The 13,909-nt window shown below is 38.6% G+C and carries 18 protein-coding genes; 11 read left to right on the plus strand and 7 right to left on the minus strand.

Going from position 1 to position 13,909, the window contains the following annotated elements:
• Positions 1–319: 319 nt before the first annotated feature.
• The 3 genes from DSM106972_RS48175 to DSM106972_RS48180 all read left to right on the plus strand — a co-directional run bounded on the left by DSM106972_RS48175 (position 320) and on the right by DSM106972_RS48180 (position 1,233).
• Positions 320–550, plus strand: coding sequence for a helix-turn-helix domain-containing protein (locus DSM106972_RS48175; RefSeq protein ID WP_019496251.1), 231 nt, complete (start codon positions 320–322; stop codon positions 548–550).
• Positions 531–677 (plus strand): hypothetical protein, encoded by a 147-nt coding sequence (locus DSM106972_RS54545; protein ID WP_186538300.1) that lies wholly within the window; start codon positions 531–533, stop codon positions 675–677. The genes DSM106972_RS48175 and DSM106972_RS54545 overlap by 20 nt, the downstream gene beginning before the upstream one ends.
• A gap of 64 nt (positions 678–741) precedes the next feature.
• Complete coding sequence (locus DSM106972_RS48180) at positions 742–1,233, plus strand: hypothetical protein (protein ID WP_127087370.1); 492 nt, start codon at positions 742–744, stop codon at positions 1,231–1,233.
• A gap of 77 nt (positions 1,234–1,310) precedes the next feature.
• On the opposite strand, the gene DSM106972_RS48185 is transcribed toward DSM106972_RS48180, so the two are convergent.
• Entirely contained in the window at positions 1,311–1,526 is a 216-nt protein-coding gene (locus tag DSM106972_RS48185) for a helix-turn-helix domain-containing protein (RefSeq protein WP_127087371.1), read from the minus strand.
• Positions 1,527–1,676: 150 nt separating this feature from the next.
• Here DSM106972_RS48185 and DSM106972_RS48190 point away from each other — a divergent pair, with 150 nt between their 5' ends.
• The gene (locus tag DSM106972_RS48190; protein ID WP_127087372.1) at positions 1,677–4,007 is read left to right on the plus strand and encodes an AAA family ATPase; all 2,331 of its coding nucleotides are present in this window, start codon (positions 1,677–1,679) and stop codon (positions 4,005–4,007) included.
• Here the strand turns inward: DSM106972_RS48190 and DSM106972_RS51970 are convergent.
• Positions 3,971–4,165, minus strand: coding sequence for a hypothetical protein (locus DSM106972_RS51970; protein ID WP_127087373.1), 195 nt, complete (start codon positions 4,163–4,165; stop codon positions 3,971–3,973). The two genes, DSM106972_RS48190 and DSM106972_RS51970, sit on opposite strands and share 37 nt — an antisense overlap.
• 328 nt (positions 4,166–4,493) lie before the next feature.
• Entirely contained in the window at positions 4,494–4,655 is a 162-nt protein-coding gene (locus DSM106972_RS54550; protein ID WP_158633018.1) for a hypothetical protein, read from the minus strand.
• Between the two features lie 214 nt (positions 4,656–4,869).
• On the opposite strand from DSM106972_RS54550, the gene DSM106972_RS48200 reads away from it, so the two are divergent.
• From DSM106972_RS48200 to DSM106972_RS48215, 4 genes are all read left to right on the plus strand, one after another.
• On the plus strand, positions 4,870–6,051 hold the full coding sequence (locus DSM106972_RS48200) for a hypothetical protein (protein ID WP_127087374.1): 1,182 nt from the start codon (positions 4,870–4,872) through the stop codon (positions 6,049–6,051).
• A gap of 22 nt (positions 6,052–6,073) precedes the next feature.
• On the plus strand, positions 6,074–7,264 hold the full coding sequence (locus tag DSM106972_RS48205) for a glutathionylspermidine synthase family protein (protein WP_127087394.1): 1,191 nt from the start codon (positions 6,074–6,076) through the stop codon (positions 7,262–7,264).
• A 182-nt stretch (positions 7,265–7,446) separates the two neighbouring features.
• Positions 7,447–7,572: a DUF2188 domain-containing protein gene (locus tag DSM106972_RS48210; protein WP_127087375.1), complete on the plus strand. Its 126-nt coding sequence runs from the start codon at positions 7,447–7,449 to the stop codon at positions 7,570–7,572.
• A 288-nt stretch (positions 7,573–7,860) separates the two neighbouring features.
• Positions 7,861–8,343, plus strand: coding sequence for a hypothetical protein (locus DSM106972_RS48215; RefSeq protein WP_186538302.1), 483 nt, complete (start codon positions 7,861–7,863; stop codon positions 8,341–8,343).
• 172 nt (positions 8,344–8,515) lie between these two features.
• Here DSM106972_RS48215 and DSM106972_RS48220 read toward each other — a convergent pair whose 3' ends face one another.
• Positions 8,516–8,914, minus strand: coding sequence for a hypothetical protein (locus DSM106972_RS48220; RefSeq protein ID WP_127087376.1), 399 nt, complete (start codon positions 8,912–8,914; stop codon positions 8,516–8,518).
• Positions 8,915–9,524: 610 nt separating this feature from the next.
• On the opposite strand from DSM106972_RS48220, the gene DSM106972_RS48225 reads away from it, so the two are divergent.
• Positions 9,525–9,788 carry a hypothetical protein gene (locus tag DSM106972_RS48225; RefSeq protein ID WP_127087377.1) on the plus strand — a complete coding sequence of 88 codons (264 nt, stop codon included), beginning with the start codon at positions 9,525–9,527 and terminating at the stop codon, positions 9,786–9,788.
• Positions 9,789–10,018: 230 nt separating this feature from the next.
• On the opposite strand, the gene DSM106972_RS55610 is transcribed toward DSM106972_RS48225, so the two are convergent.
• Positions 10,019–10,459: a substrate-binding domain-containing protein gene (locus tag DSM106972_RS55610; RefSeq protein WP_325052289.1), complete on the minus strand. Its 441-nt coding sequence runs from the start codon at positions 10,457–10,459 to the stop codon at positions 10,019–10,021.
• The gene (gene pstS, locus DSM106972_RS55615; protein ID WP_325052290.1) at positions 10,432–11,145 is read right to left on the minus strand and encodes a phosphate ABC transporter substrate-binding protein PstS; all 714 of its coding nucleotides are present in this window, start codon (positions 11,143–11,145) and stop codon (positions 10,432–10,434) included. Before pstS ends, DSM106972_RS55610 begins: the two co-directional genes overlap by 28 nt.
• 220 nt (positions 11,146–11,365) lie before the next feature.
• On the opposite strand from pstS, the gene DSM106972_RS48235 reads away from it, so the two are divergent.
• A complete protein-coding gene (locus DSM106972_RS48235; protein WP_127087378.1) occupies positions 11,366–11,887 on the plus strand; it encodes a hypothetical protein in 522 nt (173 codons plus the stop codon).
• 848 nt (positions 11,888–12,735) lie between these two features.
• A complete protein-coding gene (locus tag DSM106972_RS48240; RefSeq protein WP_158633019.1) occupies positions 12,736–13,158 on the plus strand; it encodes an immunity 22 family protein in 423 nt (140 codons plus the stop codon).
• Positions 13,159–13,319: 161 nt separating this feature from the next.
• Here DSM106972_RS48240 and DSM106972_RS48245 read toward each other — a convergent pair whose 3' ends face one another.
• Positions 13,320–13,880, minus strand: a complete 561-nt coding sequence (locus tag DSM106972_RS48245) for a hypothetical protein (protein ID WP_127087380.1) — start codon at positions 13,878–13,880, stop codon at positions 13,320–13,322.
• Between the last annotated feature and the right edge of the window lie 29 nt (positions 13,881–13,909).

The following is a 13,909-nucleotide window of genomic DNA, read 5'->3' on the forward strand; positions in this document are numbered from 1 at the left end:
CAAGCTATTTATCTACTGTTGCAATTTTACAGTTTTTATTTTGAATTTATGGGTTTATGCGGTAGGTGCAAGATATGAGTAAACGTTCACGTTCTTGCTGTTCATCGTAAGAAAGCTCTGGAAAGTCTGTTACCTCAACCAATATATCCAATGTTGCTTGACTCATAACGCAGGCGCCCTACTAAAAAATTGTTATCTCAAACACCTTTAGTATAAACCATTAATTGTAAGTTTATTAACTGTTAATTGTAAGTTAACGTTAAAAGATAAACTGACAGTTTATAGTTAAATAAGAAGCCTCAATCATTAAGTCGAACCGATGATAGTAAGAAAAGTTACAGATATAAAAGTGCCTGGGTTAGGGGAAAAGATTAAAGAAGCAAGGCTAACAGATAGGCGCTCACTTGCGGAGATATGCCGTCAAATTCCTATGAGTCCTGTCAACTGGTACAAAATTGAGTCGGAAGAAACAAAAGCCTTGCCAATCGAAACTTTACGTAGAATCGAAGAAGTATTAAATATCGACCTAGGTGTGCGTATGGAAGCTTGAAGAATTACAGTTGCTCGAATTTGCGGCGCCTTCCGTATTAAAGATTTCGCTGCTACAAGTAGAAGTAAACAGCGATATTAGTATTTTTATTGTTAATTCAGTTAAAATAGGCGCCGATTATAATTAACACAATTAACTTACAATATTATTACTGATGAAATATACCTGCTTGTAAAGTCAAAGATAAATGTATGAATTCAGTTCAAAAGAAATTAGCGACTATTCCAATTCAAAGATGGATTAAAGCTATAGAGTTTGTTGATAAAGAGGCGCCGACTAATAAACCTCTAGCACTTGATTTATCAGAGCTTTATGAATTGGTAGATAAGCAACAACTTGCCAAGCGTAGCAAGCCCTCTTACAAGTGGAAAGTGGATGACCAAGAACGGTGGTATCGCGTTTGGTTCAAGGAATCTAATTTAACAATCCAAATCGATTTGTACTTTGCGAATAATAAATTTCAAATGAATATGTACGAAATAGATGTAGAAACTTGCACAACAGCTTTAAGCATTCTCGACTGGCTTTATCATTCTATGTTAGGTAAAAAATGGGGTTCTCCTGAATTACTTTGGGCAACTATGGAAGTTTTAGATGAAGCTAGTGAGAAAAAATTTGGACGAACTCTCTGTGAAGCTTTGGCGCCAGGTAAACCTTTGAACTGGTCGGCGCCTAAAAAGTAAGGTATATCAAGGCGCGCGCGGGTTAATTTACTCTTATGGTCGGCGCCTAAAAAATAACCAAAACCTGACTGCGCGCGTCAATCCTCTAATCGTCCTGCTTCTCGTTGAGCCTGTAACAACTCCTCAAAGGTACACTGGTAAACTTTCATCAACTTCTCAAAACCCATAGGAGTCATCCGAGGTACGTTTTTAAGTTGCTCCCAATTCCTAACAGTAGAAATTGCTACACCAAGTTCAACGGCTATTTCTTCTGCTCTCTTGCCAACTCTCAACCTTAAATCTTTCATATTCATTGTGCAAACTAGACCATTAGTATTGTACACTTAATGAGTACCAGTTAATTGACTAATACCAATTAATTAGTACATAATAAACAACAAGAGAGGCGGTCTTGCCTGGAAAACGAAACCGCCTCTCTCCCACTTAACATGGAGACCTATATTATGCCTTCTATACTTCAAGAGTTCAAGAATGGGAACAAATGTCCGCACTGTAACCACACTGATTGGTGCTATTCAGTCGGCGATTTAACCGTTTGCAATAGAGGCGCCGAACCAGCCCCAAGTTGGTTTGCAACATCAAAGTCAGACAAAGCTGGCGTTCCATACTATGCCCCTGTGCTTAACAAGGCGCCTCGCCCAATTGGCAGACAAGAATTTATCTACACCGACAATAGCAACAATCCACTAATCAAAGTAGTAATTGTCCGCAAATCCGAATTCTCTAAAGATGTATACCAAGAATATTGGAATGGTATTGGTTGGGCGCCTGCAAAATCTATGTCGTCGGAGATGAAACGCGCGCTCCAACAACAAGTTAGCTGGTACAGATACAACGACCTACTACAAGCAGTTGTAGAAGGTAAGCCAATATTTATCGTCGAAGGCGAAGGTGTCGCTGATGCCCTATGGGATTTGGGTTTAGCGGCTACTACAACCATTGGAGGCGCCGGTAAGTATCGCTCCTATGGAAATTACAAAGAAGATTTAAGTGGCGCCGATATTGTTTTATGCCCCGACCGTGACGAACCAGGCGTTAAACACATGGAGGAAATTAGTAAAGATTTTCCAGGCGCCAAGTGGTTATACGCACCTCCAAGTGAATTCTATTGGTCTAAGTTACCCAAGTCTGGTGGCTTGGATATTAAAGATTGGATTAATGATGGCGCCAGTGTCTCTGAAATCATGGCGGCTATTGGAAACAAATTAGAAGCAGAAACCTTTAGTCCAGCAGGAAAATTACCCGTGAAACCAGTTAACGATGTGACGAGTAATACCGAACGTTTACGATTAGAGTTACTTGACTTGGTACAAGAGACTGATTCAGTAGCGCGCATCCTCAAGCGTTCCCAGATTTGTAGCCGTTACAAAATTACCAAAACTGAATTGGAAGCCTTAATCCAAGAGACACAATATAAACTACAACCACGGCGCCTGAAAGCGTACACATTCGATGAACTACTCGAACTCGAATCAGAGAGCCTCGATTGGTTAATCCCTGAACTCTTACCACGTGGGGAATTGGTTGTTTTAGGTGGGGCGCCGAAGTGTGGAAAAACTTTGATGGCGATTGATGCAGCTTTTGCAATTGCCACAGGTGAAGACGTTTTTCTTGGTCTTAAGTGCGGACGTGGGAAGGTTTTGGTTATCTCCAACGATGAAACTGTTCGTTCAACGAAGGCGAAACTTGTTCGTCGTGGGTTCCGCTTGGGAGATGGGGAAAATCTAATGGTAGTTAGCGAATGGAAAATTAACCAACTCTACGAATTAGAGAAAACAATGGAGGAATTCAAACCAGACCTGGTAATCGTAGATTCGCTCAAATCTATCAGCACAAACTCGGAAATCAGCGAGAATTCGGCAGAATTTGCCAATATTATCTATAACTTCAAAACTGTTCTCAACCGCTTTAAATGTGCGGGCATACTAATTCATCACACCAACAAGAACAAAGAAGCGATGGGTGTTGCTAAACTGCGTGGTTCATCCTCTATTGTCGCTGCTACTTGGGGCGCCTGGATATTAGACCAAATTCCCAAGCAATCACCAGATGGTGGTAAGGGTTTAGTAATTGAACCCAACGACCCTGCTCGTTTGTTGAGCGTGTTTGCGCGCGACATCGAGGGACAGTTATTGAAGTTGGAGTTTAACGGAGAAAACAACTCCTACGGGCGCACCGACATGGAACTAATCCGCGAACAAGACAAACTCCGCGACCGGATATTAGCTGTATTACGCCTTAATAAGCAGGGTCTTAGTGGACGGGAGATTATTGAACTCATGGGGATGACCAAAGAGGAAGGGCGCCCAGTGTACAACGAACTGAACCGCATGGAAGCTAGGCGCCTGATTTCCACAATTAGCTCGAATCGTGATAGAAGAGTGACTTTATATACAATTACTACTGATGGAGAAGTAGTCATAGAACAGCAAGACTCCCCCCCGACCCAAAATGATGAGAATGCTCCTAAAAATCTTGAAACCCCTAAAGAACAAGAATTTCAAGATAGTCATCAAGAAGAAAAAAATAGTCATCAAGAATCCCAAGAACCTCAAGAAATCAATGAAACCTCAGATTTCTCACTTCTAGAAGTAGAGATGGATGGTGATGTAACAGGCTTCATTGGCTGCCACGTAGAAGTACGTAAAATAGATGGCGCCGTCAAACTTGAAGGTGAATTAACAGGCTATGACTCGTTGAATGGAAGCGTCACTATTAAAACAACTGAGGGCGCCATTCATACCGCCCATGTCCGCGAAACCTTTGTCATATAAGGTTTTTCACCACTATTGAATATCCAAGTGCGTAACTCATGCAGTACCCTTGAATACTCGGTTGGTTGAAAATTGGCGCCGTATCCCCAAACATCAGAAACATCTACACATTTACCTGCTCTGAAAATTGAATACGCACTTAATTTAATACTAAACATCTTTTAGCTTTCAACAAGACTAAGAGCAATGATAATAGTTCTCAACTTATGAACTATAGATTGAACGCGACTATAAAACGTTAGTCCATTAATTTAAAGCAATGGATGTGAATAGTTAATTTTTTGGCGCCTGTAATCGGTGTCTAGTTTGGGCACACTAATAATTTTTAATCAGATTGTACTACAAAGTGGAGATAAAATTCATTTAAAAATGGTTTACCCAGAAGTATGGAGCGCCTATTTGTAGATAAAAATAATAACTATTCTCATTTGATGAATAAATAGCGGTTTTGATGAGTATCTACCAAAAGCTTACTGTATAAGGCTTTTATCTGTTTTTATCAGTTTTGACAGGCGCCGTACAGGTGGGGGGAGAGTAGCTCAAAATTTGTGAACAAATTGTTCCCATTTGTATTTTTGTAGTAAGTGTGATGGCACCATCCGTATCTGGGGAGTTTCCACACGTCAAGTAGGCATGTGTAGTAACCATACGTTCATCACTTGCCAGGAACATGAAGCATAATAATCAACTGGCACCATAATACAATACAGCCTACTAACCCTAATAATTGTTCGCTTGCGAGTGGCGCCGTTACAACATTGCTCATCAGTATATAATTTGATGCTCGTATTGAATAAAACCAGGTTTGTTACTTATATACGGAGAATGGGAACAATAATCCTAGACACGTATTAATAAGGGTATGAATTCTAATAAATCAAAGAAAAGTTGGATTGCTATAGGGATAGCAGTCATTTTGGGTTGGTTTGGGGTGAATAAAATAATCGAGGTTACTTCTGCTTATTCGGCACATCAGAAAACACTTGTCGATGTAAAAAGTCTTGCGGATAGTAACAACAACATTAATAATATTCCTAATTTAGAAACTTTAAAATCAACTCAAGCAAATATACAACAGAGCATATCTAAACTTAAGGAAATTCCTAATTTACCTGGCTACCCTTATCAAGACGCTCAAAATAAAATTACTAATTTAAATGATATTTTAGCTAAAATTGATTCTAAAATAAAAATTGAGGATGAAGCTTTAGTCAACTTACAAACTGCACAACGTTTGGATTCAGAAGCAGCTAAACTAGTACAAGATAAAAGTTACTCCAAATCTTGGCAAGAAGCTAGAACCAAGTGGGAGCAATCAATCAGCTTACTTAAAAAAATTTCCGCAGGCACATTTGTGTCTGATACGGCAAAACTAGGAATAACCGCAGTTGAGCGTAATTTCAGCGATGTTGGTACATTTATCACAGGTGAAGAAAAATCTTTACAGAACTTTTCGGCTGGAGTAGAAGCAGCACAAAGAGCGTTTTATTTTACTAAAGATACAACTAATATAACATTACCTGATTTATTAAATGCAAAGTTACAGTGGCAACAAGCTATTAATTCACTAGCTCAAGTTGCCACAAACAGTCACTTATCTACTCAGCTTCAATCGCAATTAGGCGCCTATCGAAACAATTACCGCGAAGTTAGTAAAGCTATTGATGACATTAAGAAGTGTACATCTCAAAACACTAGTTCAGAAATTTCCTGTACACAGAGTATCTCACTCTTAAATATTACTAAACCAGAAACACTTACTGCTTTACTACCATCGCCCCCAACCGAAGAACCAGTAGTTGCTTCAGCGCGCGATTTTGATCATAGTTCTAGCAGATTAAGTGATAGTTATGGCGATACGGAAAGTAGCGATTATACTGATTACTCTGGTGGCTCCAATTACTCTAGCTACAGTAGTGGTTCGAGAGTTTACGTTAGTGGCTATACACGCAGTAACGGCACTTATGTAAGTCCACATTATCGTAGCAGTCCAGGTAGAGCTAGTGGCTTCGGTAGTTTTCGCTCTGGTGGTTCAAGTTCCTAATAAATTAATTCAAATATTAACTATGTTAAGTAATGTAATTGATACAAGGCGCCAATTCTACGAGCAGTACAAAGATATATTTTGTTGGTACGACGTTGATAACTACGCTTGCTACGATGTTTTAGAAGTGGCGCCTTCCACGATAGAACGAGTTCGACGCGCGGCAGCTAGTGTGTGGCAAGTTTTAACTAAAGCTGGCGAAGTCATGAAAAGGTTTGATGACCAGACGCTTGTAGAAGAATTCGACTACCCAGAAGAAACACTGCGATTAATTAGAAGTAATACACAGGCGCCGTTTATTGCCCGCTGCGATTTTGCTCTCACCGACGACGATATTTACTTACTGGAGTGCAACGCCGAAGTAGCCACATTCGTAGTGGAAACCTTTAAAATGAACGGTATTGTTGTTAATCATTTTGGGAAAGCTGACCCGAATATCAATGCTGAATCAGTACTCAAACGCGAGCTTAATAAGTACATTGAGGAATCGGCTAGATATTTAGACAAGGCGCCCGACGAGTGTAACATTGTCTTTGCTGCACTTTCAAAGGCGCCGGAGGATATTGGCACAGTTGAATATCTCAGGTCTTTATGTAAATACTCTTCTCGGTTTTGTGCAGTCGAAAATTTGGAGATGGATGAAGACTATTGTTATGACGACACTGGGGAAATCGTTGATGTTATATATCGTATCTATCCCACAGAATGGATGGTCTCAGACGAAGACCCAAAGTTAGGAGTTGGTTTGTGGAATTATTTTGAACCACTAATATACGCGCGCAAAGTCGCCCTAATCAATCCAGTTAGTTCTTTTGTTCTGCAAAACAAAGCTTTAATGGCTTTAATTACAGAGTTAGGAAGTGATTTTTTTAGTACTGATGGATTAGATTGTAGGAACTTTTTACCAACATTCATGGCGCCAGACCAAATCAAACCTCCTTATGTAGCAAAACCTACCTGGGGACGCGAAGGTAGAGAAGTGCAAATAATTAAAGGCGCCGACGAAGTAATTACCAATCCAGACCCCGAATATACTCATTACGCCAAAGTATATCAACAATATGTAGACTTGCCGTGCGCGTTTACAGAGGGTGAAGAGTATAAATTACAGCTCTCTTGTTTCCTCATCAACGGTATTCCTGAAGGCGTAGCAGCTAGAATCGGCAAAGACGTAATCAGTAATAACTCTAAGTTTATACCTATTGGTTACTGAGAAAAGGAAAGGCGCTTGCAACAATGTTGTTTTTATCATCAGGCAATTCTTTTTTGATTTAGGCGCCATATTTAAATTTGAGTTTATACAGGCGCCGCTTTTAACAACGACTTCTTTATAGACTTTGTATCGACTTATAGAGAATATGGCATTTTAGAGAGGATTCTAAAAAATTACATGTAATGCGCTATCAAGACGGTTGGGCTGTTATTCCTGAAGGCGCCGATAATGTTCCACTTCTAGTTTGTACAAAACAACAGAAAGCTATCCAACAAGGGCGCCAGGTTGCACTCATAACAAAAATGTGAACTCATCATCCACAATCGTCAAGGCCAAATTTGTGACTGGATTAGTTATAGTTAGTAGAAAATTATTTATAATAATGAGAATAATTTTAGATTAAATTGGCGCCTAAAAGTAAACCACCATCAAGACTTACTCAATGGTGGAGTACAATTCATAGAAAGAATTAATCTTCTTAGAATCTCAAAAATGAATCAAATACTAAGTTAACATTTTTATCATAAAATTAGTCCAGGCGCCTATAAATCCACTCGCTCGCTGTTCCATGATAATTTTAAAAAACATAGGTATTTATGGCATCTAAAGGATTCGGCAAAACCCAGCCTACCAAAATCGACAAGTTAATTGGGCAAGCAGTAGAGTATTCCCGGCGTCGCGAACCAGAAGCGCTGGATAAAATCTTTGATAATTTGCCAGTAGAAATGAACAATAAAGTGCTAAAAGGTACTTTGAGAGAATTAAACAAAGATATTGATACCCTTAGCTGGCTGTGCGGATACTTTGCTTCAGAAATCAATAGTTCGGACGATAACGATAAACCCCGTCAACCAATAATTTTGCTATCAAAACTTCTGATGAAATACCGTTTGGCGCCGTTTATTGATTTCATGCCCTACACTGGTTGTCGAATTACTATTATCAATTACGAGAAGTTTGAAGCATTACCAGCCAAAGTGCAACAAGCTATAAACGGCGCCTTTGAGGTATTGGAACGTTCAACAGAAGAAGCACAACAAATTAATGATGCGCTGTTAGCTGAGATGTTGGTTGATTAAGTGGCGCCTTTGATATATTAGAACGCTCCCGATTTTGAAGCGCGCTGTTAAGCGATGCATTGCTGAAATACTAGTTGATTAACGGCGCCAGCATTCTAGATATTTAAATATTTAAATATTTAGATACTTAAATTCGCGCGATATGTAAGCTGCATTTGAGGTTCAGACTAATTTAATAATAAACAACTGGGTTAAGGTTCTTGAGCAAGCTAGCTTTAGAAGCTTCTAGCAAAATACCTTTTTCACAAACATGATGGGTCGGCTTAAGAGCTATAATTACTGCTGTATCAGTTTCACGTTCAATTGTACCAATTACAGTTTCTGTTGAAAACGGCTGAACATAGGCGATATCCACCAACCAATGTTTTTCGTTACAAAAGATTATAGTTGGATAATCAATACTAACAATTGTCCATTCATCTTCTACAACGTAGTAATCAGGGTTATTTGTCAGAAATCTTTGCCCAACGTGTAGCCAACTCAATGTACTACCCTCAGAATTGAAAACATCTATTTTCTTTTTAATATAACGCTTTAGGAGCGACAACGGCGCCACTCGCGCTCCGCTCAAATTTACGAGCGGACATGAATATGTCCCTATACCGGGAAAATTCAAAGTGCATTCATGTCACTAAGCAACGTCGTATATTTGGGCACACTTTTTCTGCTTGATTATTTTTCTTGCTATCTGTGTAATTAGGCGCCCACAAAATAGATTAATAAAGGCGCCTGTTCTTTATACGTCAGTACGATGCAATTGGGCACCGTTACGCTTTTAAAGCACACAACGAAAATACAAGTTTAGACACGAAACGTATTACTTAATTAAGTTAGTAATTAGCGCCAATATTAAAAAACCCTTTGTGAGTTCGACGTATAATAAGCATGATTACAATAAACGCACGATGGATTATTGAGGCGCCGTTAGTTTTTAAGGTGGTTAGATGCCTTCAAGTAAAGTTAGCGTTCTATTTTACAAATGAAGGTTGACCATATAAAGACGTAGATAGCAATAAGGTAAGGATAACTTGAAAAATGTTAAGTTTTGTAAAGTTTAGCATAAAATACTCTAATAGCTAAAGAGTTTATAGCGTCTCGCACTTTACTATGAATAAATAAGTAGGAAAAGATGGGTAAGATTATATACGCATGGAGTAAAAATTACAGGGACGCTATTATTTATGATAGAAAATATAATATATTTACTTAAAATTATTTTTTATGGTGCATTGATTGTAATGTATCATATATTTTTAGGTTTGATGATAGGTTATTTTTTGGGTTTATTTATTAATGGTGGAATTTACATTATAGTTAATCTATTAAAATTAGAATTTGATTTAAAATTAATTGAATTTTTCCCTTCAATCGTAGGTATTATCTTTGCATTGATTGGTTTAATATTAGGGATTACTGAAACAATTAAGAATAGATTTTATTTCTAGTTCCCTCAACCAAGGTTTGTTAGTTTTGATAGTTTCTAGAGTAATTCTAACGTAGCTGATTCAGATACAGGTTGTGAAATTACATACCCAATAACTGTTAAGTAACTCTGGGTGCCCCATGAGTAAGCTCAAATTCAAAATTCTCTTCGATAACTTTGAATTTGAACGTAAATGCAGTTTTCCCGTTATCTGTAGAATATCCTGTAGCGTAGGCTAGTAAGTGGCACCAACTATAAAGTCTGATTTACTTTCTCTCGAACAATTCTAATTACTCTAGGGGGTAATGGTACATATCCTAGGGGAGAAGCAAATCTTTGTCCTTCAGTTAATGACCAATTTAAAAGATATTTTAAAGTAGCTGCTTTATCCGGGTCATCATATTTTTTATAAACTAGTAACCAAGTATAAGCAACAATTGGATAAGAATCGGCGCCAACTGGGTCAGTTATAAACACACGTAAATTATCAGGCAGTGTTGTATTATTTAGTGCTTGAGTAAAAGAGTTTATCGTTGGCTCAACAAATCTCCCTGATTTATTCTCTAAAGTCGCCACCTGTATTTGATTTTGAACAGAAAAAGCATATTCTAAATAACCAATCGAACCAGGAAGTTGTTGTATCTGGGCTGTTGAACCTTCTGAACCTAGGATGCGCCTACTCCCGTAACCCATTTAACAGATTTACCACTACCTACTTTACTTCTCCACTCTCGACTAATGGCACTCAAATGTCTAGTAAATATTTGCGTTGTATTGCTGCCGTCCGCGCGGTACACAACTGTGATAGGTAGTCTAGGAAGACGGGTACCCTTGTTTGCCTTAATAATTGCAGGGTCATTCCAATATTTAATTTTGCCAAGGAAAATATTAGTATAAACTTGTCGTGGTAATTTTAAATTCTTTACGCCAGGTAAATTGTAAGCTATTGTCAGCGCGCGACCAGTTAACGGCAAAGTCATTACACCCCTTTTTACAAGTGCAATTTGTTTATCAGTCATCGCATCATCACTGGCGCCAAAATCTACAGTTCCCTTTATAAACCACTTAACTCCGGCATCGCTACCTATTAGCTGATAGTTCACTTGTACGTTTGGATACTGCTTATTAAACTCTTGGAACCAAGTTTGATATAGTTGCGCTGGAAACGGGGCGCCTGCTCCAACCAAGGTGACTGCATTATTCGGAACACTCGGTGCCGATGTTTTTACTTGATTATTACTATATAAATGTACTACTGAATTTAACGGCGCCTTATTCTTGTTAATCTGAGCTTGTGCGTGGTTAGATACACAGGTGGTGGCGACACCAATAAGTAATAACCCAATTACAGGTAGCAAAGTTTTACGCAATTTGAACATAAATTACCTTAAATCTGTAACTATTGTTAAATAGTTATATTAGTATATATTTATTTCTCCAGTTTTAAAGTACTAATTAGTGATTGTACCATCCATATTTTCTTTGTTACTCGATAAGGCGCCCATACAAATAAACGCTGTCAAGTCATAAATGTAACTAGTATTGAAAATAAATTAATCGTATACTGAGGCACACTTAATCAAATAACTGAATACTCAAATGAATAAAGCTCTCCTAAAGGCTTTTCTAATATCAATGCTATCTCTAACTATGCTTCGAGATGTAGCAGCGGCGCCTACAAAGCCAGATATTAGTTGCCGTCCTGTGTTGTACTTTGGCGGCAAACCAGGAAAGCTCGAAGATATGAACAAAGGTTCCAGAGGTGTTGGAGCAGGACAAAAAATTATTTTGACTTCATCTGACTCAGTTTTACAATCCAACGGGAAATACGCTTTTAACGTTGGATACTATTTATTTGCCAAACCTGATAAACAGGCGCCGTCGTTACCCAAATTTACCAATCGCCTATTTATTGGTAATAAGGAAATTGTTAATCAACACAGCGTTAAGTTTAGTGGTAAAAGGAATGCTGGAGGAGGCGCCATTGAAGCGATTCATACTCAAGTTTATCTGCCAAAGGGAGAAAACGTAGTAGTTTTGTCACTTGATGATGACAAACTTATTGATGAAAGTAACAAAGAAAATAACACTCATAGTTTTACAGTTGTCGTCAAACCATAGCTTGAATTTATTAATGTATAAATACCTATAACTTTAGACATAGATTTTCAAGAGGGAATTAATAGGGATTTTTTGTCCAGTATCAAGCTATTGGTTTTAATTTCCCTACTAATTCCCTACTTGTCGATAGCCTGATATTTTGTCCCATTTGAAGGAGCAAGCAGTGGTGACATCCATATTTATTTATCTAGAGGAAAATAATTCTTTATTCCCAAGCAGTGATGCAGAGCGCGGATAGTATTGCTCTGGGACACCTCGTAGATAAAGCTGTAGCTGCTCTCGAATTTTATAGAGGTGCCGTTTCACGATAAAGCATTACATTAACTACCACATTATCGTGTTACACCAAGCTACAGTGGTGTCTGGTGATGAAACACAAGCTTCCATGAGGCATTTCTGTTTACATAAGTACTACTCATCATTACTGTAAAAGCTTCGCGCCCTTCACGTTTGACCTTGGTCTTTAAGTCAAGGCGCCGTTAAACCAATTATTTACTGCCGTTGATTTTGTCTACGACTTTAGACATATATTTTACTCTAAAAAATCAGCAAGATTTTTTTGTCTACCATATGCGCCATAGTTACATAGCAACAAAGTCGCGAATTTCAATTGTGGTTGTCTACGTTAAGGTACCTGTTGAAACCAGTAATATTTGTTGCTATCCTTTATGAACAACCAGTGGTGGCACACATATCTATCCAGAGAAAATAGAGTTTTATTAATGCGCCTATAAATATAAAAATACAGGCGCCTGCACGCATTTGTTGCGGCAAGCTATATCTTATGGAGAGAGTTATGGGACGAAAAACACCTGTGAGTACCTTTATAAGCTAGCGTTGCAATATGGTTGGGTAACTTTGTTTCACAACAAGAATATGAGGAATATCTTGAAGACAACAGTGAAAATTATACTCCAGTAAATACTTTACTGAGCGTACAATTGTCAAAGTTTGCAGCAGATATTGATTATCGTTGGTTTGACGACGACCAACTTCACGCTTACTACAGTCCATGTGGTCACATACTCATAGCTGATTTAATTAAAAATGTTTCCGGGAATGATATAACTGGAGGCACATTTTTCTCATCGGAGGTTGTTGATGCTTCTGTGGGACTTGGAATTGAGAGCGCAAATGCAATAATACTGCTTTTCGATGAGGATTTTGGGGGTGTTACCCAAAAAACACCTGAACTACCAGTTCAATACATTGGAACTTTTACATGCACCATCAAAGTTACTTTTTTTTGGGAACAAGAAGACGATGATTGAACAAGAACACACTGAAGGCGCCCATTGAACTTATGCCGCATTAAATATATTCTCTTGATGCCATTGTAGTGCCTCTACCCTCGGATAATATTGTTGTTGTGCTGGTAATATTACTGATTCCCCTGCAAATTCCCGCATCAGTTTACAGTTCGCCGCCTCACTCAAAATGCTGTTTGCCGACTGGGAGGCGGCGGCATCTTGTGGAGAATTTTAGACCTACCCCTCATAGAACAGTGCCATTCGCTAAAAGTATCTCGGAAACATATACCGCTACTGTCAGGAAAAGAAGTAACAGAGCAGTTTTTTCCAGCCGCATGAACACGATTAATTTCATAGCAAACATAACTGGTGTAACTGCCTCTGATATCGTATATAGGTTTTTCTGTATCGATGGCTAAAATTTTTCCCCCTTGATAATGAGTGTATGTAAAGTCGTTTTGGTTGAATGGACGCTCTGGTGAGGCGACTTTAAGATCAAGATTGTCGATAAGCCATATAGAACTAGTAGGGCTAACTTGACCAGGGGTTCCGTTTTGCCATTCTTTATCGCAGATAAAATACATCTTTGCTTGTTCGACACTAAGCGCTCCCTTCGACGGTTCCGTTCTTGATGCACAAGTGCGAGGTCTAAGTGTCGTTCCATAAGTGGAAGTCTCAGCAATTACTGTGGTAGGCATTAAAACTGCAAGCAGCATACTGCCGATTATCTTGGGATTAAGCATTATTACAAGACTCTAAAATGTCGGTAGGA

The organism is Dulcicalothrix desertica PCC 7102 (assembly GCF_003991905.1).
Classification (GTDB): Bacteria; Cyanobacteriota; Cyanobacteriia; order Cyanobacteriales; family Nostocaceae; genus Dulcicalothrix; species Dulcicalothrix desertica.